We start from the raw sequence: 23,876 nt of genomic DNA, 5'->3' as shown, positions 1-23,876 counted from the left end.
GTTACATGCGGAACACGCCGAAGCGCGTGTCGTCGATCGGCGCGTTCATCGACGCGGCGAGGCCGAGCCCCAGCACGTCGCGCGTTTGCGCGGGGTCGATCACGCCGTCGTCCCACAAGCGCGCACTCGCGTAGTACGGATGCCCCTGGCGCTCGTACTGGTCGCGGATCGGCTGCTTGAACGCATCCTCTTCCTCCGCCGACCACGAACCGCCCTTCGCCTCGATGCCGTCGCGGCGCACGGTCGCGAGCACCGACGCGGCCTGCTCGCCGCCCATCACCGAGATCCGCGCGTTCGGCCACATCCACAGGAAGCGCGGGCCGAATGCACGGCCGCACATCCCGTAGTTGCCGGCGCCGAACGAGCCGCCGATGATCACCGTGAACTTCGGCACCTTCGCGTTCGACACGGCGGTCACCATCTTCGCGCCATGACGCGCGATGCCTTCGTTCTCGTACTTGCGGCCGACCATGAAGCCCGTGATGTTCTGCAGGAACACGAGCGGGATCTTGCGCTGGCAGCACAGCTCGATGAAATGCGCGCCCTTCACGGCCGATTCGGAGAACAGGATGCCGTTGTTCGCGACGATCCCGACCGGATGGCCCCAGATGTGCGCGAAGCCCGTGACGAGCGTCGTGCCGAAGCGCGCCTTGAATTCGTCGAATTCGGAATCGTCGACGATGCGCGCGATGACCTCGCGCACGTCGAACGGCTTGCGCGTGTCGGCCGGAATCACGCCGTACAGGCTCTTTGCGTCGTAGCGCGGCGGCTTCGGTTCGCGCAGCGCCACCGGCGATGCGATCTTCGGCGCGAGATGGCTGACGATGTGGCGCGCGATCAACAGTGCATGCGAATCGTTCTGCGCGAGATGGTCGACCACGCCGGACAGGCGCGTGTGCACGTCGCCGCCGCCGAGATCCTCGGCGCTCACTTCCTCGCCGGTCGCGGCTTTCACGAGCGGCGGGCCGCCCAGGAAAATCGTGCCCTGGTTCTTCACGATGATCGACTCGTCGCTCATCGCCGGCACATACGCGCCGCCCGCCGTGCACGAGCCCATCACGACCGCGATCTGCGCGATGCCCGCGGCGGACATCGTCGCCTGGTTGAAGAAGATGCGGCCGAAGTGGTCGCGATCGGGGAACACGTCGTCCTGGTTCGGCAGGTTCGCGCCGCCCGAATCGACGAGGTACACGCACGGCAGCCGGTTTTCCGCGGCGATTTCCTGCGCGCGCACGTGCTTCTTCACGGTCATCGGGTAGTAGGTGCCGCCCTTGACCGTTGCGTCGTTGCACACGATCACGCACTCGCGGCCCGCGATGCGGCCGATCCCGGTGATCACGCCCGCGCCCGGCGCGTCGTCGTTGTACATGCCGTTCGCGGCGAGCTGCGAGAACTCGAGGAACGGCGCGCCGGGATCGAGCAGTTGCGCGATCCGGTCGCGCGGCAGCAGCTTGCCGCGCGCCAGGTGCTTGTCGCGCGCGGCCTGGCCGCCGCCCTGCGCGAGCTGTTCGATCTTCGCGCGCAGGTCGGCGACGACCGCCTCCAGCGCCGCGGCGTTCGCGCGGAAGTCTTCCGAACGCGGATTCAGTTTCGATTCGATGATCGGCATCGACGGGGCTCCGTTCGCGTGACGTGGGGCGTTACATCGTTTCCGCGAACAGTTCGCGGCCGATCAGCATCCGGCGGATTTCGCTCGTGCCGGCGCCGATCTCGTACAGCTTCGCATCGCGCCACAGACGGCCGACCGGATATTCGTTGATGTAGCCGTTGCCGCCGAGGATCTGGATCGCCTCGCCGGCCATCCACGTGGCCTTCTCGGCCGTGTAGAGGATCACGCCCGCGCAGTCCTTGCGCACCTGGCGGATATGATCGCTGCCCGCCGAGTCGAGATGGCGGCCGACCGCGTACAGATACGCGCGGCATGCCTGGAACGTGGTGTACATGTCGGCGACCTTGCCCTGGATCAGCTGGAATTCGCCGATCGCCTGGCCGAACTGCTTGCGGTCGTGGATATACGGGACCACCGCGTCGAGACATGCGGCCATGATGCCCGTCGGGCCGCCCGACAGCACCGCGCGTTCGTAGTCGAGGCCGCTCATCAGCACCTTCACGCCGCCGTTGAGCTGGCCGAGGATGTTCTCCTCCGGCACTTCGACGTCCTGGAACACGAGCTCGCCCGTGTGCGACCCGCGCATGCCGAGCTTGTCGAGCTTCTGCGCGACCGAAAAGCCCTTCATCCCCTTCTCGACGATGAACGCGGTGATGCCGCGCGAATTCGCTTCGACGTCCGTCTTCGCGTAGACGACGAGCGTGTCGCAGTCGGGGCCGTTGGTGATCCACATCTTCGTGCCGTTGAGCACGTAGCGGTCGCCGCGCTTGTCCGCGCGCAGCTTCATGCTGACGACGTCGGAGCCCGCGTTCGGCTCGCTCATCGCGAGCGCGCCGATGTGTTCGCCCGACACGAGCTTCGGCAGGTATTTCTGCTTTTGCGCCTCGGTGCCGTTGCGGTGGATCTGGTTCACGCACAGGTTCGAGTGCGCGCCGTACGACAGGCCGATCGACGCCGACGCGCGCGAGATCTCTTCCATCGCGACCATGTGCGCGGTGTAGCCCATGTTCGAGCCGCCGTATTCCTCGGCGACCGTCATGCCGAGCACGCCGAGATCGCCGAACTTCTTCCACAGATCCATCGGAAACTGGTCGGTGCGGTCGACTTCCGCCGCGCGCGGCGTGATTTCCTTCGCCGCAAACGTCGCGACGGCGTCGCGCAGCATCTCGATGTCTTCACCGAGCATGAATTGCACGCCGGGCAGGTTGATCATGTCTCCTCCGTGTTCCAGAAAGTAGGTCGCATGCGCCGATTTCTGAGTTTCGCTCAAATCGGATCAATGCGTCGATTCATTAAGCCAATGCAGCGGATATTTTGCACAGTTTCGCGCCTCGTCCGGTTCGGCGTCAATAGTTTTTTGAGTGACACTCAGATATCATGGCGGCATGACAGCCGCTACCGCCGACACCATGACCGCCACCGCCAAAGCCGACCGCGCCGAGCCATCGCGCGCACCCGCCGGGCGCAAGTCCCAGCAGCGCGTGCAGGACATCCTGCGCGCCGGTCGTGAAGTGTTCGCCGAAAAGGGTTACGAGCATGCGACGGCCGCCGAGATCGCGCAGCGCGTCGGCGTGTCGGAGGCGACGGTATTCAGCTACTTCCGCGGCAAGCGCGAGCTCTGCGCCCGGGTGATCGCCGACTGGTACGACGAAATCATTGCGGCGTTCGAGCACGGGATGCCGCTGGACGCGCCGGTGCAGCAGCAGTTCGCGTTCATCGTGCGCACGCACCTGCGGCTGATGCTGGTGAACGGCACGGGGCTGTGCGCGCTGGTGCTGTCGGAAGGTCGTGCGAAGCAGCACGCGCTGAGCGACGAGCTCACCGCGCTGCAGCGCCGCTACACGGCGCCGCTGATGGACGTGCTCGCACGCGGCCAGGCGGCCGGGCAGGTTCGCGCGGACCTGCCGCTGAGCCTGCTGCGCTCGATGGTGTTCGGGCCGATGGAGCACGTGCTGTGGGATGCGATCCTCGGGCACCGCAAGCTCGATACGGAAACGACGGCCACGCAGCTGATCGACATGCTGTGGGCCGCCGTGCAGCCGCCCGCGCCGGAGCAGGCGGCGCTGGTGCGCTTCAGGAACGAAGTCGCGGAAGCGGTGCGGCGGCTGGAAGGCGAAGCGTCACGCGGGTGACGGCCGGGGCGGCGCACGCCGCCCGTCTCCGCGTTCTTTCAGGGCTCGCGGCCGTTACGAATCCTCGCTGATCCGCAGCGGCGCGCGGCTCTGCTCGTTGTTCAAATGCACGAACTTGCGCAGCAGGCGCATCAGTTCCTGCGAATCGTCCTCGCCCATCCCGTCGAACAGCCCCGCACGCAGTTCCTTCACCGACGGAATCAGGTGCGTGAGCAGCTCGACGCCCGCCGGCGTCAACAGCAGGCGCCGCTGCCGCCGCGGCAGCACTTCGCGGACGATCAAACCTTTCGCTTCGAGCCGCACCGCGAGATCGGCGGTCGTCGACGTATCGAGCGCCACCCGCTGCGCGAGCGTCACCTGATCGAGCCCCGGACACTCGTAGAGCATCCGCAGCACCGCGTACTGCACGGGCGTGACGTCCCGGCCCAGCTTCTCGTAGAACATCGCAACCGCGATCTGGTGCGCGCGCCGGATCAGGTGCCCGGGTTCGTCGTACAGATCGAGCGGGAAGGCCGGCAGGTCGGCGGGATTCGTTTTTTCCATGAATGAGTCGATGACATAGGCGGGGCGCGCGCCGGTTGCGCGCGCCGCCGGCATGGCGCTGCCTCGCGCCATTTCCCGGGAAAACCAGTATACCGCTCGCCTTGCTCGAGCCAATCTCAATGAGTACACTGAATCTCATTCAGTACACGGAATGAAGAGATGCCGCGTACCGGCGGCATCGACCTGAAGGAGACGAAGAACGTGTTTCTCAAGAACGCTTGGTACGTGGCCTGCACGCCCGACGAGCTCGACGGCAAGCCGCTGGGCCGCAAGATCTGCAACGAGTCGATGGTGTTTTACCGCGCGGCGGACGGCCAGGTCGCCGCGCTGGAAGATTTCTGCCCGCACCGCGGCGCGCCGCTGTCGCTCGGTTTCGTGCGCGACGGCGTACTCGTGTGCGGCTATCACGGGCTGGAAATGGGCTGCAACGGCAAGACCGCCGGCATGCCGGGCCAGCGCGTCGGCGGCTTTCCGCCGATCCGCAGCTTTCCGGTGGTCGAGCGGTACGGCTTCGTGTGGGTCTGGCCGGGCGACGTATCCGCAGCCGATCCCGCGAAGCTGCCCGCGCTGGCGTGGGCGGAGGATCCGGCCTGGGCACACGGCGGCGGCCTGTATCACATCCGTTGCGATTACCGGCTGATGATCGACAACCTGATGGACCTCACGCACGAGACCTACGTGCATGCGTCGAGCATCGGCCAGAAGGAAATCGACGAAGCGCCGCCGAAGACGACGAGCCACGGCGACGAAGTCGTCACGAGCCGCTTCATGGAGAACGTGATGCCGCCGCCGTTCTGGCGGATGGCGCTGCGCGGCAACGGCCTCGCCGACGACGTGCCGGTCGACCGCTGGCAGATCTGCCGCTTCACGCCGCCGAGCCACGTGATGATCGAGGTGGGCGTCGCGCATGCGGGTCACGGCGGCTACGACGCGCCGGCCGAGCTGAAGGCGTCGTCGATCGTGGTCGACTTCATCACGCCGGAAACGGACACGTCGATCTGGTACTTCTGGGGGATGGCACGCAACTTCCGGCCCGACGATTACGCGCTGACCGCCGAGATCCGCGAAGGCCAGGGCAAGATCTTCGCCGAAGATCTCGAGATGCTCGAGCGCCAGCAGCTGAACCTCGAGAAGTGGCCCGATCGCAAGCTGCTCAAGCTGAACATCGACGCCGGCGGCGTGCTGTCGCGCAAGGTGATCGAGCGGCTGCTCGCCGACGAACAGGCGGCCAGCCCGCAGCGCCCCGTGATTCCGGTCGCGCACATCAAGGAGGCGTCATGAGCGCCGCGACCTTGACGGTGCGGGTGGCCCGCAAATGGCAGGAAGCGCGCGACATCTGCGGCTTCGAGTTCGTCAGCGACGACGGCCAGCCGCTGCCGAGCTTCGATGCCGGCGCGCATATCGACGTGCATCTGCCAGGCGGGCTCGTGCGCCAGTACTCGCTCTGCAATCACCCGGAGCAACGCGATCGCTACCAGATCGCCGTACTGCGCGATGCCGACGGCCGAGGCGGATCGCGCGCGATTCACGACGAAGTCCGGCAAGGCGATACCGTGCGGATCGGCATGCCGCGCAATCAATTCCCGCTCGCGCCCGATGCGCGCCACCACCTGCTGCTCGCGGGCGGGATCGGCGTCACGCCGATCCTCAGCATGGCCGAACGGCTGTACTCGTCCGGCATGCCGTTCGACCTGCACTACTGCGCGCGTTCGCCCGATCGGATGGCCTTCGTCGAGCGGATCAGCGCAGCCGGCTTCCATGATCGCGCCCGCTTCCATGTCGACGACGGCGAACCCGCGCAACGCTTCGACGTAGCCGCCGTGCTCGCCGCGGCGCCGAAAGGCACGCACCTGTATGTGTGCGGCCCGCGCGGCTTCATGGACGCGGTGCTGAACGCCGCGCGCGAGCGCGGCTGGGACGAAGCGCGGCTGCACTACGAGTTCTTCGGCGGCGCGGTTGCGTCGTCCGCCGCGGCTCGCGCGTTCCAGGTCCGGATCGCGAGCAGCGGGAAGGTAGTCGACGTGCCGGCCGACTGCACGGTGATCGCGGCGCTGGCGGCAAACGGCGTCGACGTGCTGACGTCGTGCGAACAAGGCGTATGCGGCACCTGCGTGACGCGCGTGCTCGAAGGCGAGCCCGATCATCGCGATGCGTATCTGACCGATGACGAAAAGGCGGCCGGCGACCAGTTCATGCCGTGCTGTTCACGGTCGCGATCCGACCTTCTGGTCCTCGATCTGTAGATCTGTAGAGTCGTACATCGGTAGACGGACCGCCCGACACGCGGCGGCCAATCACAATACTGGAGACGAACAATGGAGCAACACGTCCGGCCACCGCTCAACATTCCTAAGTTTCCGGTCGGCCGATGGTGGGTCGCCGCGCTGTCATCCGAACTGACCGACCGCCCCGTCGCCCGCACGCTGCTCGGCCGCCCGGTCGTCCTGTTCCGGCTGCCGTCGGGGGAAGTCGGCGCGCTGGAGGATCGCTGCTGCCACAAGTCGCTGCCGCTGTCGTGCGGCTCGCTCGAAGCGCGCGGGCTGCGCTGCGGCTATCACGGCCTGCTGTTCGACCGCGGCGGCATCTGCGTGGAGATTCCCGGCCAGGAACGCATTCCGGCGAAGGCATGCGTGGCGTCGTATCGGGTGCAGGAACAGGACGCGATCGTGTGGATCTGGATCGGTGCCGACGCGCACGCGCAACCGACCTGCGCGCCGCCGCGCTATGCGTTCCACACGGATCCGCAATACCGGTTCGGCGGCGGCCACTACCATTACGACGCGCCGTACCAACTGATTCACGACAACCTGATGGACCTGAGCCACCTCGGCTACGTGCATCTGAAGACCATCGGCGGTAACGCACGGCTGCACATGGGCGCGGAGACCCGCGTCAGCAGCGACGCCGACACGGTGACGCTGGTGCGCCTGATGCCGGATTCCGACCCGCCGCCGACCTACACCGCAGCATGGCCGTTCGCGGGCCGCGTCGATCGCTGGCAGGAAATCGAATTCCACGTGTCGCATATCCGGATCTGGACCGGCGCGATGGACGCCGGCACCGGCGATCTGCACGATCCTGCGCGCGGCGGCTTCCATATGCGCGGCTTCCACGGCATCACGCCCGAGACGGAAACGACGACGCATTACTTCTGGACCGTCGCGACCAATCCGCAACACGACGTCGAGCGTGTCGCGCAAACGGTCATCGAGCAATCCGCGGCGACGTTCGACGAGGACAAGAGCGTGATCGAAGCGCAATACCGGAATCAGCTGCGCTTTCCGGACAGCCGCCAGATCGACATTCACGTCGACGCGGGCCCAAACCGCGCGCGGCGCGTGATCGAGCGGTTGCTGCTGCATCCCGAGCCCGCTTGACCGTCGCACGCCGGCGCGAACGATGCCGGTCATTTCGGTTTTGTCTCACCCGCTGCACCCGGCTTCGGTTTCATCCCAATCAATTAGTCATACTATTCTTATGAAGGATCTTTGACGTGAGCGCAAATATCCGCAATACGATCGACGCGTCCCCGATGAGCGCGTTCCAGACGATGGCCGTCACGGCCTGCGTCGTGCTGAACATGCTCGATGGCTTCGACGTGCTGGCCATCGCGTTTGCCGCGCCGCACCTGGCAGCCGAATGGAAACTGAGCGGCAAGGAGATCGGCCTGCTTCTGAGCGCCGGGCTCGCCGGAATGGGCATCGGCTCGGTGCTGATCGCACCGCTTGCCGATCGCGTCGGCCGCCGCCGCATCATCCTGCTCTGCCTCGCGGTGATCTCCACCGGGATGCTCGCGTGCGCGGCCACGCACAGCACACTGCAACTCGCGGTCGCGCGTGCGTACACGGGGCTCGGCATCGGCGGCATGCTTGCCAGCCTCACCGTGATCAGCGGCGAATACGCATCGAACAAATGGCGCAGCGCGGCAATCGGCATGCAGTCGACCGGCTACGCGATCGGCGCGACAGCCGGCGGCGTCATCGCCGGCTACCTGCTGTCGACGTGGGGATGGCGCAGCGTGTTCGCGTTCGGCGGCATCCTGACGTTGCTGTCGATCCCGATGGTGCTCGCGCTGCTGCCGGAATCGCTCGACTTCCTGCTCGCGCGGCGGCCCGACAACGCGCTGCAGAAAATCAACCGCATCCTCGCGAGAATGAAGCGCGCGCCCATCGATGCGCTGCCGGCCGCGACCACTTCAATCGACACGGGCAGCGCCGCGTCAAGCTGGACGGCCGTGCTGCGCGCCCCGCTCGCGCGCCGCACGATCGCGCTATGGATCGCGTTCTTTCTCGTGATGGGCAGCTTCTACTTCGTCGTGAGCTGGACGCCGAAGCTGCTGGTCCAGGCCGGACTGTCGGCGTCGCAGGGCGTGACCGGCGGCGTGCTGCTCAATCTCGGCGGCATCGCGGGCGCGTCGCTGTTCAGCCTGCTGTCGACGCGCTTCGCCCTGCGCAACCTGCTCGGCGCGACGCTGCTGCTCGGCGGCGTGTTGATGGTCGTGTTCGGCGCGAACACTGGGTCGCTCGGCATCGGGATGACGGTCGGGGTGTTCCTCGGCGCCGTGATCAATGCATGCGTGGCCGGCATGTATGCGCTGTCGCCGACGCCGTATCCCGCCGAAATCCGCACGACCGGCATCGGGCTCGCGGTCGGCATCGGCCGACTCGGCGCGATCCTGTCGCCGATGACGGTCGGCGCGCTGCTCGACGACGGCTGGTCCGTGTCCCATCTCTATCTCGCGTTCCTCGTGCCGATGGCCGGCGCGGCGATCGCCGTCGCCGTTGCCGGTACGCGCGCCGCTGCGCCGCATGCACAACGCGATCCGGCGCTGTCGTAAATAACCCGCGACGCTCGCGGTTTCATTCAATACCCGTCGTCATCCCGGCCACATCCGGGGCATTAAAAAATCGATAAGTATATCTACATACTGTTTGGAGACAGCCATGAAAACGAAACTGGGCGTCGCACTCGCGGCGGCAATAGGCGTGGCGCTGGCCGGCCCAGCCTGCGCGCAAAGCAGCGTCACGCTGTACGGGATCATCGATACCGGCGTGTCCTACTACAACAACGCCGCGCACGGCGGATCGTTCACGGGCATGCCGACGCTGACCGGCGAAGTGCCGTCACGCTGGGGGCTGAGAGGCACGGAGGATCTCGGCGGCGGCTACCAGGCCTTCTTCGTGCTCGAAAACGGCTTCCAGCCCGGCACCGGCGCGCTGAACTACGGCGGCCGCCTGTTCGGGCGGCAGGCGAACGTCGGCGTGAACAGTCCGTTCGGTGCGCTGACCCTCGGCCGCCAGATGAACATGTCGATGATCGTGCTGACCAATGCCGACGTGATCGGCCCGTCGATTCACTCGATGGCGGATTTCGACTCGTATCTGCCGAATGCGCGCAGCGACAATGCGATCGGCTACAAGGGCACGTTCCATGGCTTGACGCTCGGCGCCACCTACAGCTTCGGCCGCGACGCGGCCGGGCCGGCAGGACCGTCGGCGACCGGCTGCGCCGGACAGGTGCCCGGCGACATCGTCGCATGCCGGCAATACACGGCGATGCTCGCGTATGACGCGAGCAATTTCGGGCTCGCCGCGTCGCACGACGTGATGCGCGGCGGTGGCGGTGCGCTCGCGCCGCTGAACAATCCGGCGTACACCGACACGCGCGACATCGTCGCCGGCTACGTGAAGCTCGGCCCCGCGAAACTCGGCGCCGGGTGGATTCGCCGCAACCTCGCGGCGGCCGAACACCTGCAGGCCGACATCGTGTTCGCGGGCGGCACGTACTACGCGACGCCCTACCTCGCGCTCGATCTGCAGGGCGTGCGCTACCTGCAACGCCGCGAAAACGCCGAAGGCGCGAATGGCACGCTGCTCGTGGGCCGCGCGAACTACTTCCTGTCGAAGCGGACAACCGTCTATACGTCGGCAGGCTACATGTTCAACAGCAAACGGGCCGCGAACGCGGTCGCCGCCGGCGGGACGGTCGGCACCGGCATGAACCAGCTCGGCGTGATGGCCGGGATCCAGCAGAAGTTCTGAACGGCTGGCACCAAGCCAGCGCCTCCTCGATCGGCGAGCCGGCAATCCGGCAGCTTCAGCTCCGGCAGCACCGGCGCGTCGGCCCGCGGCTCTCGTTGCATTCACTGCGGCTGATGGATTCGAAGCGCGGAGGGCAATGAGGTGCAACGCCCCTCGAAGAAGGTCTTGGTCTGCGATGGTGGACGGCGCGGTTTGGGATGCTATGCCGTTCAGTGGGGGCACAAGGACTTCGAGACAAGCTTTCTATCCTTCTGCCGTGGGATTGAATTCGAGAAAGTGTTGGCAGACGTACGATCCGGGCACAACGAAGGCCGCGAACTGACGCTGGATGAAAAAATGCGCAGCATTGAGGCCGAGATTTTGGCGAAGGACGCTCGCATTAAGAACCTGATGGTCGCAATCGAGGATGGCAACGCCCCCGCCACTTTGGTGGAGCGAATCCGGTTGCTGGAGGAGGAAGTAAGTGAGTTGAGGCGTACAGAGACTGCGCTTGCGACCGAACTGAATCTGCACCGGTCCGCTCGACGAGAACTATCTTCAACAGCCCAACACGCTCGGTCATTGATCGACTCAATGGCATCAATGGAAAACGACGAGCTGTTCCGCGTGCGAGCGGCATTGGCCGCGCAGTTTCGAAGGACAATCGCGTCAGTCACGCTGCATCCTGCCGGACGATTGTTCACGCGCGAACAGGTGGAGGTGCAACGAGTTTCATTGATCGAGGCTGGTTTGGCCGAAGATCAGGCGGACAGCTACGTGACCGAGATGTATCCGATAGAACCGAAGAGACAGGGGCGCGGCAATTCTGGTCGCTACGCATCTCGAAAGGACATCGGCAGGTTCTTCACTATCGCGACGGTCAACGGCGGATTCCGCATTGTTTATCCCGATTTCGATGACCCCGCCACCGCTCGAATCGTGGCCGGTCTTGACGAGACTCCGGTGTTTGCTATCGATCCTGAAGGATAGCCCTCACTGGCGACTCCCTGACGGTCGTTTACACTTGAGGAAACCCGCTTCACCGGAGCAACGAACCAACATGTCACGACGATTCCTTGTAGTCCAAGCCAAATCAGGCGGCGGTGTCGAACTTTTTCCCATGCGAGAGTGGTGCTCCAATCATCCGGACGAGATGCCGCCCGGTTTGAACATCAGACTGGTCAACTCGCACCGAGTTCGGGACGAACTTCGCCGTATCGGCTGGAAGGTTGAAGAGCGTGACACCCAAGTGCTAATGTTTCCACCGGGGTTCATCGATGACGGACGCATTCAGGAAACGCTTGGCACAGACGAAGCCCCGGACGACGACGATGACATCCGCGAAACGGCGTTCGAATTGGAGGCCCAACTACAGGACTTCATCGCGTACAACATCCAATCCATATCAATCAACGATAAACGGTTGACGCTCTATGTCGATCCGGCCAGCGGTTCCAAGGGAATCGAATTCCAGACGCCGGTCGGACGCATCGACGTGCTTGCATCTGATGCTGACGGTGGATTTGTCGTCTTCGAGTTGAAGCGGGGACGAGCACCAGACCAAGCAATCGGCCAGCTTGCGCGATACATGGGCTGGCTGAAGAAAACCATCGCGCGGGACCGCGAAGTGCATGGAGTAATCGTCGCGCGGGAAATCAACGAGACGCTTACCTATTCCGTGGCGGCGATGCCGAATGTGTCGCTGTATGAATATAAGGTCAGGTTCGACCTGAAAAAGATACCGGAAGCAGCGGAGAAATGATGGCTGTGGTTCAAGGATCGTGGCACCGCTACACCCTGATGAAGTTCAGTCCATCATCGATGCCACCGAATCCAACAATCTGCGGGACTTCAACCGACTGGCCGTCGCCACTGGTATGTGTCGAAGCGAAATTGTATCTTTGCGATGGGAAAACATCGACCGTGAACGGCGAGCGGCGAGCGGCATACCTGCCAGTAACGAAGACGGATTCGCCCCGTAGAGTTCCCTTGTCCACGAGTCGCTCGGATGGACTGTCAGTCTAGCCTCAGAGCGAGGTCTTCGGCCCGCAGGTGGGTGTACCGCCGTAGCGGGCGAGACGGGCATACGTTTCCCGTCACCGCCCCCTCAATTGGCGCAACCGCGATCCACCAGTCAAGAGGGATGGCCAGTCGAATGGCTATTTGCTTGCCGTCGCCGTCGTTGACGGATCGAGGATTCCGGTATTGATGACCTTGTCCACAAAATTCTCCATTGCATTCGCGATTGCCTTCTGCCCAGCGTCCGCCAGCGCGTCGGCACCTACACCGCAAGACCCATCTTGGCTTGAATGCCCTTGCCCCCGAAACGTAGTGGCAATCAGTTCCTTGCCAGCCTTGTCAGACACACGGGCGCGAATTGCTATGTCTACGTTCGCATCTGCTGTCGGAACGAAGAAGCCGGGGGTAAAACGGACGCGCGGATCGAACTCAGCGAGATCGAACTTGAAAACCAGTCCGTCACCCAATGTGGGAATTGCACCGCCGTTCCTGACCGCGTGAGGAAAAGCCGCCTCAACCGTCTTCGACAAGGAATTTTCGAGGGTCTCCCCGATATACATGGGGTATCGGTGAGCGCCGCACTGGAACCCCGGCTTCACCTCCTTCCCGGCAGTCGCAAGGTTGTCACTGAACACCACATACGCCTTGTCCTGCTTGACCTTGGTGCTCATCACTTCAGCAGCCCCTGATTGGGACGACACTTGCACGTTATAAGCGCAACCCGAAAACAGACTAACCACTGAAAGAGCGGTTAGTGATTTGATCCATCGCATAGCATTCCCCGTGACTCATTCATTTTGTAAGCCATCCCGCTAAAGGAGATAGCTCGAATAGGTTAACGGCAGCAGTAGCCTCAATCTATAGGTGTTGTCGCCGAACATCGGCTCTTGCAACATGCCTTACAATTGCATATCAACACATAACCACATCTCGGGGAATCATGAGGACAGTGACATCGGTGTGCGTAGCCATTGGACTATTGACTGCGTGCGGGAGGTCGGACCAGTCGACCACAGGCGCGCCGACAGTCGCAGCCCTTCCATTCACCATCGAAGGCGCATCGTTGAGCGATATGTTTCGGAACAACATCAAGTTCGCCAAGATACAGGTCGGCGTGAATGGCGGATCAGCGGCGCAATGGTCCGCAACCTCAATTGCGATAGCCGAGAAGGTCGCGACGTTCGGTGCGGATTCGGTCGAAGTATCAGTGCGTCGCAATGAAGTCACCCAATCGCGTGGAGACAGATTCCGGGAGGTCGCACATGTGTACTACAGCCCAGACCCCACTCACTCAGTCTGGGATGACAAGCAAAAATGGCAGGTGTCGCAGGCTGACGCTGCGCATCTTTCTACGCAGCAGGACGTAAACATCTACGACGACTTCTCGGACCTCAACGAAAGGCTGATCGACAAGGGAATGGACGACAACGCCGCCGACCAGAAGGCCGGGGCGGCTATCGCGAAGAGGTACCATCTTCCGAAAGATTGGCGACTACCCATCGGGAATGTGTTGAAAGTCGTATCCCGAGATGCGATGAATGTCGATGCTACGCCTGCCAGCGATAGCTTAGCCGCACTGGATCGGTGCTTGAACGGCAAGATCGTTCGCATGATGACGAAATGCGTAGATGTGCAGTAAGACCGCTCCATAGCCCGCAGACTATGCTGCCGCGCGACAGCGCAAGATCGAAGGAAAATGATGAACGAGCAAGAACTCATTGCACAGCGCATCGCTGACCTTGCGGATTCGGTTGCCTACTTTGCGCCGCAAAGCAAGATGGCACGAGAACGCTGGGTGGTGGATGCGTTTGTCCGAAATCTTGGACTTGTTCCAACGGAAGGCGAAATCATCAACATCCAGAATGATCCGCCCGACATAGAATTTCGCGATGCCCGCTTCGAGATCAAAGAAATCCTAGACCCCGGCAGACGACGCCATGACGAATACAAACAAGAGTTAGCGCGCGTACGCGCTATCTCCAAGGCCCAAGACCTTCTGAGAGAATTTACACCGAAGGACAGCAGCGTTGGCGAGATATACGATCTCTGTCTCAAAGAAGCGGCCAGCCTCGACAAGTACACGAACGACTTCAAGAAGCAGACCGACTTACTGCTGTACGTCAACCTGCGCGATGTCATGTATGTAACGGAACAACCCTACCCGGACACGTCCGCGCTGACCGCTACTGGATGGCGCTCGGTTTCATTTCTGATGGGAAGACGTAGTTGCTGCCTTTATGCAGGACCGGGTGCTCCCGACTTCATTAAACAAGCCACAGGCCGCATTTGTCATCTCCCTTGATTTTCAGCATGTCGGCCTTGTTCATCGCATAGTCCAGCAAGACCACACCATCGAACGATGTGCAGAAGTGATGCTCGAACACTGAATCGTGTACTGACCATGCCGCCGACCCGCTGAATCCCTGCAGCACGATCAACAGCCAGACATCTTTGACGCGATCCCTATACGCTGCAATCTTGCGTTCCTTTTTATCAATTATGGCCTGTAGATCGGCTGGCGAAGCAACTGGAACCCACCAACCGCCCACCGGCTGCCATCGAGCGCGCGAATAGTTCGGATGATGGTGCAGCCAAACTGACGTGAATAGTTCGGACTCGAAATCCGCACCTTCTTCTAGCCTGACTGCGAACACCTCAGAAGGTATAGAAATGATCCGGGAATGCACTATCTCGACGAGACCCATTGCCGCTGCATCTTGGTCCCTCTGATTCAAGGTGGCATGCTTCCGAAAGATAACCTTTACATCAAGGCAATCCGCGTTCACGTTACGCAGAAATTGCTTCTGGGCCTTTTCACAGATCAGTCGACGAGTTTCCTCAACTGCGCGTACCTCACCGCGTAATAGTTCTGTTACCTCAACGCCGTACCGGCCCGCCACCCCTTCCACCAAAATGTCCGGCTCCTCACCTGTGGCATCGACGGGTCCGTGCGGCCAGCAGGTAAGCAACCCCTGAGTACGCTCGAAAAAGTGCAATTCAGCATGCTTTCTTCGCTGCGCCTTGCTGAAATTCATGTCGCCTCCTTTCTACTCCGGGCACGGCATCCGCCCTTGGACGGCCAAAGCAAACTTGGTTGCAAAGTCCACGGCGAAGGCTGCATCATCTATGGTCAACGCTGGCGCATCTTGCACGCGCTCCCACTCGTAGCCCCCGCCGATTATGCGATGTAGCCACGGTACAACCGATTCGAATCGAACAAGTTCACCTATGTTTACGGCCAAGGCTGGATGAGGTCATCGTCCTTGCCGTTACAAAGACCGACCGTTACGGCTGCCTTACCGAACATCGAAGGCACGGCCAAAAACGATAATCCCAGCAGTGCCAGTTAAACGTCGCATCAGGATAAGATTGAGCGTACCCTGTCGATGACGTTGACTAGACTAAAGCCATGCCAACTTTCGCCCAATACATGTCTTGCGCAGCATTCGCCGTGTCATTCGTCAGTCTGTGCATTTCTGCACACGTTGCTTTTCGTGATCGCGCGAGACTTAGTGTTTCCAGCAAGTTCATTCCGGCATCCAACTACGGTCCCAATCGAATAGTCGTCACTATGGTGAACGTAGGGCGACGTCCTGTCATTCTTCGTCTCATCGGCGGCGCTGATGCAGCCGGAAAGTGGAGCGCAGAATACCTTGCCCGCGAAGACGGCGGTTTGCGTTTGGGAGAGCATGAGCGTTACGAACATATTTTTAACAAGGATGATACTGTCAATTTCCACCCTGAAGACGATGATCTTTTTCTCGAAACGCTATGGGTTGAGGATTCCCTCGGTGTCCGACACAAGGTCCCCAACGCAAATCAGTATATTGAACGTCTTTGGTCCAGTTAGAAAATTACTCAGCACCGATCCACCGGATATCTCTAATGAGCGTGCCGTTTCGGTCGTAACCAATCGTACAATGAACTGAATTTTTGTATCCAAATTCCCGCACAAATGCGCGAAGCTTCTCAAAGTCGTAATCGTGGCTTACGTTAGATGAACTCTTCTTCATTTCGGCAACGAGAAGATTGAATTCGTTATTTCCTCGTTTGTGTACTACGATATCGGGAAAGACCGTGACAGCTTCAAGTTCATAGTCTCGGACTGTTCGCTCTCGTAATGCGAGACGCTTGACCTCAAAGCCAGCCCGATTGTACTCGCAGTCGACATCGAAATCCGGGAATCGACTTGTCAGATGCACCGCAAGCCGATGACTGATACTTCGTTCGCTTGCGTCCACGCGCAATAGATAGCGATCTACTTCGCAAAGAGAGTCAATTGCGCTTTCGAAAATCTTTCTGCATTCGATTTCAGACATGGACTTGATACTCCCAATACATGGCCGAACTGCTTACGGGTGCTGCTGCTGACCGACGCGCTACGACAAGGAAGCGTCATGTGCGACCACTCCTAAGATATCGGCTATTTCGAGCATGTCGCCCCCCGCGCGCACAAGCCCCTTTTTCGGGCAATCTCATTTGCGAGCGCCAATACCGCTTCAAATGAGTCTGAAAGCGGATTCGATTTGCAATAGTTTGTCACCCAAAGTGCAAGTGATGTGAGATCCGTATTGGCGAGAATGTCAACGTCTAGCGAAACGGCCTCGCCCGATAGGAATCCGGCCAGCCATTCATCCTCGACAATCGTACGCCAGCTTTTTCTGTCTGCGTGGTCCTCTACCCATTTTCCGCAAGAGATCGCCCCGATCTGATTCACTGCAAGCGCATTGACAGAAATTGCCATCATGAAGGCCAATACAATCGTTGATCGACCGATATCGTTCATTGGATAGGTCTCCGTGGCGTTCCTTTCCCCATCGCAACAGTAGTTCACACACGACATCGCGTGCAAATCAGTACAAGTACGGGGAACATGTGCCGCAAGGACGTGGCCGAGAGGGCATCGAGGTTCGACGGCGGATCACTTAATGCCGTAATAGCCTCCAAGTACATCTGCCAGCAACTTCCCGCCCGCAGCAATTCCGACGCTCCACGCACCACTGATGGCCTTCTCAGACATATTCCCCATCCAGGCCTTCACCTTCGGTCCGAACTGCTTCGTCTCGGCTACGGTATCTGGATTGTCAGCATTGACGGCGATTCGCAGTTCGTCTACGTCAGCTTCGTTGACGCCTGAGTCCTTGAAGGCTTTTTTCAGCGCGGCGAAGTCTCCCTTCGAAACACTGTTGGTAACGGTGGTTTGATTGCTGTTGCCGATCACCACCGTAGTGTTGTCGCCAAATACCGCTGACGCAAACATAGCCGGAGCATCGATATCTTTTGCGGCTTCCTTCATCTCATCCTCCGCTACGTTGCCCAATTCACCTTGCAGGTTGAGTGCAAAATCCAGTAAGCGAGATCGCACTTCAATCAGCACAGTAACGAGTTGTGTCGGTTCGAACTGTACCCACGCGCTGTCAATGCTATAACTCGATTCGATCGCCCCCTTCGCTAGGGTGCGATACCACTCGGGAGCAATTGGGCTACTGAGAGAGCCATCTGATTTCGATAACTGTTCCAGTACTTGGATCGATTGACGCAGTTTTTCCACCGAAAACCTTTCCTTCACTCCGTTTTCCAGATGGGCCGTTGGTAATTGCGTTTTGGAATACCGCCAAGCCAAATTCGAGACATTGCCATACAATCGCGTTCGAATGGTACGGTAATCTGGCACGGGCCTATTTGCTGTGTAGCCGTTCAGTTCGGCGTTGACCCACTCGGCAAGCTCCTTGTGGCCAATGCGGTGCATCAGCACCTTCGTTTTCAGCAGTGCGTCTGTCAGCGATCCATCCTTGTCACTCAGCAGAGCGATAATTTCTTGTAGCAGTTGCATTTGGCCCTTGCATTCAAAGATGGACGATTAAACAGTTATTTCGATTTCTTCACTTGCGAAGACTCATTGGTCTGCGTCGGTTGTTCCGACGATTGCTGTGCTGGTATAGGATTTACTTTCACTGGTTGCATTGGCGTTCCGGTGAGTGCCTTTCCAAGGTCTTCTCGTTGCGAAATTATCTTCTGCATTTGCGTCCCAGTGATTCCATCGTTCGTGCGAATTGACGTAGTCTTCTTGTCCGACATGTTAATTCCCCTCAGGCAGACGGCGCTGCGACAAATCTCAAGACTCAGCATCAAGGCTTGGTTTGAGATGAAGTCCCACCTTGCTGCGGTTGGCTTTGCGACTGTTGCGACGAAGGAGTGACAGGTTGACTGGATGTAACCGGCTGCATCGGCGTGCCAGTTATTCCTTTCTGTACTGTTGGCGCAGGCGGAGTTACTTTCTGCATCTGCATGCCTGTTACGCCGTCCTGCGCGATGGCGGGGGGTATCTTTCCATTCGTCATGTTTGCACCTTTCAAATTTATTGAAACGAAGAAAATTGTCAATATGATTGCGATTATAAACAGCGGTGGCGACACCCATTGATTGAGGAAATTCGAAAAATTTTCTAGCTTTATGCGCTCATCGTATGCGGCAGCAATATTTTCAAGATAGTATCGTCTAGCCTTCTTGTCTTGAAGGCGAATAACCCTCTGGCTCAGCGGGTAGGACAATATTACTGAAATAATTGCTAGGCAAAAGAATATCCACGACCCATATAGCGTCCAACTATATTTGGCCTGAGTGATCGGGACGAAATCCTTCAACAGACTAAGGGACAAGCCAAGCCCTGCGGCAGAGTACGTCAAGATCGATCTATCGTGATTTTCAGCATTTGAGATTTCTCGTTTCGACAAATCCTCCTTGTAACGTTCGTAAAGCCGTATCCGCTCAGTCGTGGCGGCAACTTCGGCTGCCTCCGCTGCCGCCGCTGCTGCTGCCGCCGCCGCCGCCGCCGCCGCCGCATCGTCACCAATATTGGTAGTCATCGTTACTTCGATCCGTTGCCCTTGGACCCACCATTGCCGCCGCCACCTTGAGTTCCTCCACTACCGCGCGTAATAGGTTGCATTTGCCCGCCGGTGACACCCGCAGTCGCAGGACGCCTTTGCGTCGGCAAGTTCCCCCGCTGCGGCGTGAGCGGTACTTGGGGAGTTTTCTTCGTAGCCATGTGGTCTCCGTATTAGTGACGAATACTGTATCACCTCCTTTTCTCCGCATGCGGCCGTCTGATTGTTCTTCGTATCCGTGATATCGAGGTTCTCACGTCGGCGCATTACATTGCGAAAGATTGCCTGACAGTCCAGGCGAGAGTAGACGCTAATTTGTGTGTTCTTCGCCACAATATTGCAATTCCCGGTCCGCATCGGCCACCTCACAATTGCAAATGCTTCTCATTACATATATCATGCGCATCCTGTCGCAACTCCGCAGCCAACGCGCTGCGGCCCGCGCCCTCATCCTTAGCACTCCATCATTTACCGATTCATGTCATCCCGTCGATCGCCCCGCCGCGCGCGGACCTTGCGCCCGTGGCGTGCGAGCCTGCCCGCCCTGATCACCCTTTGCGTCGCGAGCGGCGCGCATGCGGATGCCGAACCGGCCGCGGCGGCATCGTCGGCCGCTTCTCCGTCAGCGCCCACGCCCGCGACCGCACCAGCCGAGCGCGAACTGCCGACGATCAGCGTCAACGCATCGGCAACCACCGATCCAACCGTCGGCTATCAACCGCGCACCAGCAGCATCGCCGGCGGCGACGATCGCCCGCTCAAGGAGATTCCGCAATCGGTCGCGGTGGTCAGCAGCAGCGTGATGCAGGACCAGCAGGCGCGCTCGCTCGACGACGTGCTCGGCAACATCAGCGGCGTCACGCAGACCAACACGCTCGGCGGCACGCGCGACGCGTTCATCAAGCGCGGTTTCGGCTCGAACAACGACGGCTCGGTGCTCGTCGATGGCGTGCGCACGCCGGTGCTGCACAGCTATCTCGCGACGATCGACCGCGTCGAAGTGCTGAAGGGCCCGGCTTCGCTGCTGTACGGGATGCAGGACCCGGGCGGCGTGATCAACCTCGTCACGCGCAAGCCGGAGGACACGTTCGGCGGCTCGATTTCGGCCTCGCGCACGAACCACGGCGGCAGCAGCGCGCAGTTCGACCTGGCCGGCCCGCTCGGCAAGCCGGGCCAGGTCGCGGGCGGCACGCTCGCGTTCCGGCTCACCGGCGACTACGATACGAGCCGCTACTGGCGCGGCTTCGGCCGCGAGCGCCACGCGCTGATCGCGCCCGCGCTGTCGTGGCACGATGCGAACACGTCGATCGACGTCAGCTACCAGTATGTCGACTACACGATGCCGTTCGATCGCGGCACCGTGCTCGTGAACGGCCGCCCCGACGATGCGCTGCGCTATCGCCGCTACGAGGAAGCATGGGCGCAAAGCAGCGGGATCCAGGAAACGCTGCGGGCACGCGTCGAGCACCGCTTCTCCGACGCCTGGCGCGTGCGCGCGACCTACGGCTGGGGCAGCGACCGCTACGATCAAGCCATCACGCGCGCCACCGCGTTCAACAGCACCACTGGTGCGATGGCACGTTCATCCGATGCGAACCTCGGGCGCAACGACTCCGACCAGATCGCGACGCTCGGCCTGCTCGGCAACCTGACGCTCGCGGGAATGAGCCACGCGCTGTACATCGGCGGCGAGTACGAGCGGCAGCGCAGCTTCCGCGGCGACACGATCCGCGGCGCAGCGACGAAGGGCTTCGATCTCTACGATCCCGTGTACGGGCTGCTCGCGCCGGGCGGCACGGTGAGCGCGAAGCAGAGCGATTCGCTTTCGAAGGTCCACACGTATTCGATGATCGTGCAGGATTCGGTGAAGATCACCGACCGGCTCACCGCGGTCGGCGGCCTGCGCTGGGAGGACTGGCAGCAGGAATCCGGAATGGGGCGGCCGTTCGCGTTCGCCGACCGCTCGCACGGCAACGTGTGGCTGCCGCAGTTCGGGCTCGCGTATGCGCTCACGCCCTCGCTGACCGCCTATGCGAACGTGAGCCGCTCGTTCAAGCCGAACGTCGCGTCGAATGTCGCGGCGCCGCTCGCGCCGGAGTTCGGCCGCGTGCTCGAAGCGGGCCTGAAGTTCAGCGTGAAGCCCGGCATCACCGGCACGCTCGCGGCCTATCAGATCGACAAGCGCAACGTCGCGGTCACGGTGGGCGACCTCACGTCGACGATCGGCACCGCGCGCTCGCGCGGGATCGAACTCGACGTCGCCGGGCAGCTCACGCGGCATCTGAGCCTGATCGGCAGCTACGCGTACACGAACGCGAACGATCGCGACAGCGACACGCCGCTCGTCAACGTCGCGCGCCACACCGGCAGCCTGTTCGCGGTGTACGACACGGCGATCGCGAACCTGCCCGGCCGCTGGCGCTTCGGCGGCGGGGCGCGGCTCGTCGGCGCGCGGCCCGGCGACACCGCGAACAGCTTCACGCTGCCCGGCTACGTGAGCGTCGATGCGTTCGCGGCTTACGAGACGACGATCGGCAAGTTCCCGACGCGCATCCAGCTCAACGTGAAGAACCTGCTCGACAAGACCTACTACCCGTCGAGCAACAGCAATCTGATCGTCGCGGTGGGCGAGCCGCGGCTCGTGACGCTGACGACGACGGTGTCGTTCTGACGGGCGCTTGCGGCGCGCGCATGCACGATCACGGACGCCAGCGATACACGACGAGGCTCGACCCGTTGTAGTTGTCCTTCGTGATCACGTACTCGCCGGTGGAGCGCAGGTACGCGCGGATGCCGTACATCGAGTCGACGTCGTTGCCGACGTCCATCGACGACGTGTTCGAGTTCGTCAGCGTGGTGACGAGGCTGCCGGTGTTTAGGTCGAACACGTCGACGTTCGGCACCGTGTGCACGTAGCCGACGAACAGGTAGTGGCCGGCCGCCGCCATCGATTTCGGATTCGCGCTCGTCAGGTTGATCGCGACGTTCGGCGTGGTCGTGTTGCCGGCCTTCCAGCCGCGATAGACCTCGATGTGACCGTTCATCGCGGTCCAGTCCCAGCTGCCCGAAATGCCTTGCGCGAGGATCATCGTGTCGCTGTCGGCCTGGTAGATGATCCGCGTGAGCGGCAGCACGGTGCGCGGAATCGGAATCTGCACCGGCTTGCCCCACGTCGGTTTCCCGTTCGCGTCGAAACCCGTCATCGGATAGTGCGAGATGTTGTTGGTGCGATCGAGCCCGGCCCAGACGTCGCCGTTGTCGTCGAGCGAGAAGCCGGCCGTCACCTGCAGCGTCGTGTTGAACGGCTTGCCGGGGATCGAGCCGTCCGGAATCGCGATATAGCCGCTCGCGCTGTTGAAGTGATAGAGGTTGTAGTTGCCCGGGTTCTGCCCGGTCGCGACCAGCATCCGCGTGCCGTTCACCAGCGCGAGCTGGCCAAAATGCTGGCCGCGCTGATAGTCGTTCATGTCGAGGCGCGGGTCCTTCGGATAGGTGAACGGATCGATCGTGCTCGCGACGAACGTGCCGCCCGCCGTGCCGGTATAGACGTTGTTGCCGCTGTAGAAGAACGCGCCGTCGGTCGCCGGGTCGGGCGCGGCCGCCGCCTCGAAGTTCAGCGCCTGCAGCTTCCATTGCAGCGCGCCCGTCGGGCTGTATGAATGCAGGTCGGTGCTGCCGTTGCGCCCGAGATCCCAGCCGCCGCCCCACGCGTTGTTCAGCACGTACAGGTTGCCCGCCGCATCCTTGCCGATGCCGGCGACGCGCGTGAAGCGCTTGTCGCCCACCTGCCCCTTGATGCCCGACGTCGTGTCGAGATAACCGCCCTGCACGCCGAACGTGCCGACCTGCACCGGCTGGCCCACGAGCGCGTAGATCTTGATGTTCATGTCGGGGCCTTCGTCGCCCACCAGCAGCTGCCCGCTCGGCGCATCGAAATACAGCGACGCCGGCCGCGCACGCGCCGCCATCTGGATCGTGTTCATCGCGGTGCCCGTCGGGCTGAACTGCGCGACGACGCCGGCGCTCTTGCGCGCGACCCACAGGTTGCCGGCCGCATCCAGCGCGAGCGCGCCCGGCCCCGATACGCCGATGTCGCGCTGCCACACGCCGTCGGTCGTGTAGACGCGCACGCGGTTGCCGTAGAAGTCGCTCACGTACAGCAGGTTGCCGGTCGTCGCGAGACCGGTGATCACGTCTGCGTACTGGATGCCCGTCCACGTGCTGACCGGAATGCGCAGGTCGCGCTGGTTGGTGCTGCGGTTGTAGCGGCCGACCGAGCCGCTGCCGAACGTGCGGTTGTAACCGAGCGCGACGAACAGCGAGTTCGCGTTGCCGGTGATCGCGCCGCCCTGGAATTCGTCGTGGATGCCGATCGTGCCGAGCGTCTGCCCGTTCTGGTAGATCGCGACGCCGCCCGCGTTCTCGTCCCAGCGCGACGACGTGTAGACCACGCCCTCGGGCGCGACCCACAGCGAGCGCGCGCCGTTGCCGACATGCGCGGCCAGCGTGCCGAACGTGTTCGCGAGCCAGTCGGTCGTGTATTGCGCATGTGCGGGAGTGACCGCCGCCAGCATTGCAATGCCCAATCCAAGCAATGCCGAGCGAATTTGTTTCGATAACATGAATGATGCTCCCGGACGATCGTTTGTCGATACTCTAATTCGAC

Annotated in this window: 22 protein-coding genes; 12 read left to right on the top strand and 10 right to left on the bottom strand. The window is 61.6% G+C overall.

The features are described 5' to 3' along the window. Window position 1 precedes the first annotated feature (1 nt). Both C7H84_RS20005 and C7H84_RS20000 read right to left on the bottom strand, forming a co-directional pair. The gene (locus C7H84_RS20005; RefSeq protein WP_121860418.1) at window positions 2-1,609 is read right to left on the bottom strand and encodes a carboxyl transferase domain-containing protein; all 1,608 of its coding nucleotides are present in this window, start codon (window positions 1,607-1,609) and stop codon (window positions 2-4) included. Between the two features lie 31 nt (window positions 1,610-1,640). Further along, complete coding sequence (locus C7H84_RS20000) at window positions 1,641-2,822, bottom strand: isovaleryl-CoA dehydrogenase (protein WP_121860417.1); 1,182 nt, start codon at window positions 2,820-2,822, stop codon at window positions 1,641-1,643. Window positions 2,823-2,994: 172 nt separating this feature from the next. Here C7H84_RS20000 and C7H84_RS19995 point away from each other — a divergent pair, with 172 nt between their 5' ends. Then, window positions 2,995-3,741: a TetR/AcrR family transcriptional regulator gene (locus C7H84_RS19995; RefSeq protein ID WP_121860416.1), complete on the top strand. Its 747-nt coding sequence runs from the start codon at window positions 2,995-2,997 to the stop codon at window positions 3,739-3,741. A 54-nt stretch (window positions 3,742-3,795) separates the two neighbouring features. Here C7H84_RS19995 and C7H84_RS19990 read toward each other — a convergent pair whose 3' ends face one another. Beyond that, the gene (locus C7H84_RS19990) at window positions 3,796-4,284 is read right to left on the bottom strand and encodes a MarR family winged helix-turn-helix transcriptional regulator (RefSeq protein ID WP_121860432.1); all 489 of its coding nucleotides are present in this window, start codon (window positions 4,282-4,284) and stop codon (window positions 3,796-3,798) included. A gap of 201 nt (window positions 4,285-4,485) precedes the next feature. Between C7H84_RS19990 and C7H84_RS19985 the strand changes: the two genes are divergently transcribed. The 7 genes from C7H84_RS19985 (at window position 4,486) to C7H84_RS19955 (ending at window position 12,066) form a co-directional block, all read left to right on the top strand. Beyond that, complete coding sequence (locus C7H84_RS19985) at window positions 4,486-5,565, top strand: aromatic ring-hydroxylating dioxygenase subunit alpha (protein ID WP_121860431.1); 1,080 nt, start codon at window positions 4,486-4,488, stop codon at window positions 5,563-5,565. Further along, window positions 5,562-6,527 (top strand): PDR/VanB family oxidoreductase, encoded by a 966-nt coding sequence (locus C7H84_RS19980; RefSeq protein ID WP_121860415.1) that lies wholly within the window; start codon window positions 5,562-5,564, stop codon window positions 6,525-6,527. The genes C7H84_RS19985 and C7H84_RS19980 overlap by 4 nt, the downstream gene beginning before the upstream one ends. A gap of 72 nt (window positions 6,528-6,599) precedes the next feature. Next, complete coding sequence (locus tag C7H84_RS19975) at window positions 6,600-7,661, top strand: aromatic ring-hydroxylating dioxygenase subunit alpha (protein WP_121860414.1); 1,062 nt, start codon at window positions 6,600-6,602, stop codon at window positions 7,659-7,661. Between the two features lie 116 nt (window positions 7,662-7,777). Next, complete coding sequence (locus tag C7H84_RS19970) at window positions 7,778-9,121, top strand: MFS transporter (protein ID WP_121860413.1); 1,344 nt, start codon at window positions 7,778-7,780, stop codon at window positions 9,119-9,121. A gap of 106 nt (window positions 9,122-9,227) precedes the next feature. Continuing rightward, a complete protein-coding gene (locus tag C7H84_RS19965) occupies window positions 9,228-10,325 on the top strand; it encodes a porin (RefSeq protein WP_121860412.1) in 1,098 nt (365 codons plus the stop codon). A 141-nt stretch (window positions 10,326-10,466) separates the two neighbouring features. Beyond that, window positions 10,467-11,294 (top strand): hypothetical protein, encoded by an 828-nt coding sequence (locus tag C7H84_RS19960; protein WP_162999329.1) that lies wholly within the window; start codon window positions 10,467-10,469, stop codon window positions 11,292-11,294. Between the two features lie 70 nt (window positions 11,295-11,364). Then, complete coding sequence (locus C7H84_RS19955) at window positions 11,365-12,066, top strand: endonuclease NucS domain-containing protein (RefSeq protein ID WP_205611443.1); 702 nt, start codon at window positions 11,365-11,367, stop codon at window positions 12,064-12,066. A 397-nt stretch (window positions 12,067-12,463) separates the two neighbouring features. On the opposite strand, the gene C7H84_RS19945 is transcribed toward C7H84_RS19955, so the two are convergent. Then, the gene (locus C7H84_RS19945) at window positions 12,464-12,994 is read right to left on the bottom strand and encodes a hypothetical protein (protein ID WP_240462057.1); all 531 of its coding nucleotides are present in this window, start codon (window positions 12,992-12,994) and stop codon (window positions 12,464-12,466) included. A gap of 392 nt (window positions 12,995-13,386) precedes the next feature. Here C7H84_RS19945 and C7H84_RS19940 point away from each other — a divergent pair, with 392 nt between their 5' ends. Together C7H84_RS19940 and C7H84_RS19935 are read left to right on the top strand one after the other, a co-directional pair. Next, window positions 13,387-13,962, top strand: a complete 576-nt coding sequence (locus tag C7H84_RS19940; protein ID WP_162999328.1) for a hypothetical protein — start codon at window positions 13,387-13,389, stop codon at window positions 13,960-13,962. A gap of 60 nt (window positions 13,963-14,022) precedes the next feature. Beyond that, the gene (locus C7H84_RS19935; RefSeq protein ID WP_162999327.1) at window positions 14,023-14,625 is read left to right on the top strand and encodes a DUF1780 domain-containing protein; all 603 of its coding nucleotides are present in this window, start codon (window positions 14,023-14,025) and stop codon (window positions 14,623-14,625) included. Here the strand turns inward: C7H84_RS19935 and C7H84_RS19930 are convergent. After that, complete coding sequence (locus C7H84_RS19930; RefSeq protein ID WP_121860406.1) at window positions 14,588-15,358, bottom strand: hypothetical protein; 771 nt, start codon at window positions 15,356-15,358, stop codon at window positions 14,588-14,590. The two genes, C7H84_RS19935 and C7H84_RS19930, sit on opposite strands and share 38 nt — an antisense overlap. Window positions 15,359-15,732: 374 nt before the next feature. On the opposite strand from C7H84_RS19930, the gene C7H84_RS36490 reads away from it, so the two are divergent. After that, window positions 15,733-16,173, top strand: a complete 441-nt coding sequence (locus C7H84_RS36490; protein ID WP_162999326.1) for a hypothetical protein — start codon at window positions 15,733-15,735, stop codon at window positions 16,171-16,173. 4 nt (window positions 16,174-16,177) lie between these two features. Here C7H84_RS36490 and C7H84_RS36485 read toward each other — a convergent pair whose 3' ends face one another. From C7H84_RS36485 to C7H84_RS19920, 4 genes are all read right to left on the bottom strand, one after another. Continuing rightward, window positions 16,178-16,642, bottom strand: a complete 465-nt coding sequence (locus C7H84_RS36485; RefSeq protein ID WP_162999325.1) for a hypothetical protein — start codon at window positions 16,640-16,642, stop codon at window positions 16,178-16,180. Between the two features lie 104 nt (window positions 16,643-16,746). Continuing rightward, on the bottom strand, window positions 16,747-17,109 hold the full coding sequence (locus tag C7H84_RS36480; RefSeq protein WP_162999324.1) for a hypothetical protein: 363 nt from the start codon (window positions 17,107-17,109) through the stop codon (window positions 16,747-16,749). Window positions 17,110-17,244: 135 nt separating this feature from the next. Continuing rightward, on the bottom strand, window positions 17,245-18,156 hold the full coding sequence (locus tag C7H84_RS19925; protein ID WP_121860405.1) for a hypothetical protein: 912 nt from the start codon (window positions 18,154-18,156) through the stop codon (window positions 17,245-17,247). 295 nt (window positions 18,157-18,451) lie between these two features. Further along, window positions 18,452-19,189 (bottom strand): hypothetical protein, encoded by a 738-nt coding sequence (locus C7H84_RS19920; RefSeq protein WP_276208409.1) that lies wholly within the window; start codon window positions 19,187-19,189, stop codon window positions 18,452-18,454. A gap of 499 nt (window positions 19,190-19,688) precedes the next feature. Here C7H84_RS19920 and C7H84_RS19915 point away from each other — a divergent pair, with 499 nt between their 5' ends. Continuing rightward, a complete protein-coding gene (locus C7H84_RS19915) occupies window positions 19,689-21,881 on the top strand; it encodes a TonB-dependent siderophore receptor (RefSeq protein ID WP_121860404.1) in 2,193 nt (730 codons plus the stop codon). Window positions 21,882-21,909: 28 nt separating this feature from the next. Here C7H84_RS19915 and C7H84_RS19910 read toward each other — a convergent pair whose 3' ends face one another. Then, window positions 21,910-23,832, bottom strand: coding sequence for an SMP-30/gluconolactonase/LRE family protein (locus C7H84_RS19910; RefSeq protein WP_121860403.1), 1,923 nt, complete (start codon window positions 23,830-23,832; stop codon window positions 21,910-21,912). Window positions 23,833-23,876: the final 44 nt, after the last annotated feature.

Origin of the sequence: Burkholderia sp. Nafp2/4-1b, assembly GCF_003635165.1 — a bacterium.
Lineage (GTDB): Bacteria > Pseudomonadota > Gammaproteobacteria > Burkholderiales > Burkholderiaceae > Burkholderia.
The sequence above is the reverse complement of the archived record's forward strand: the minus strand, read 5'-3'. Positions and strand labels throughout refer to the sequence as shown.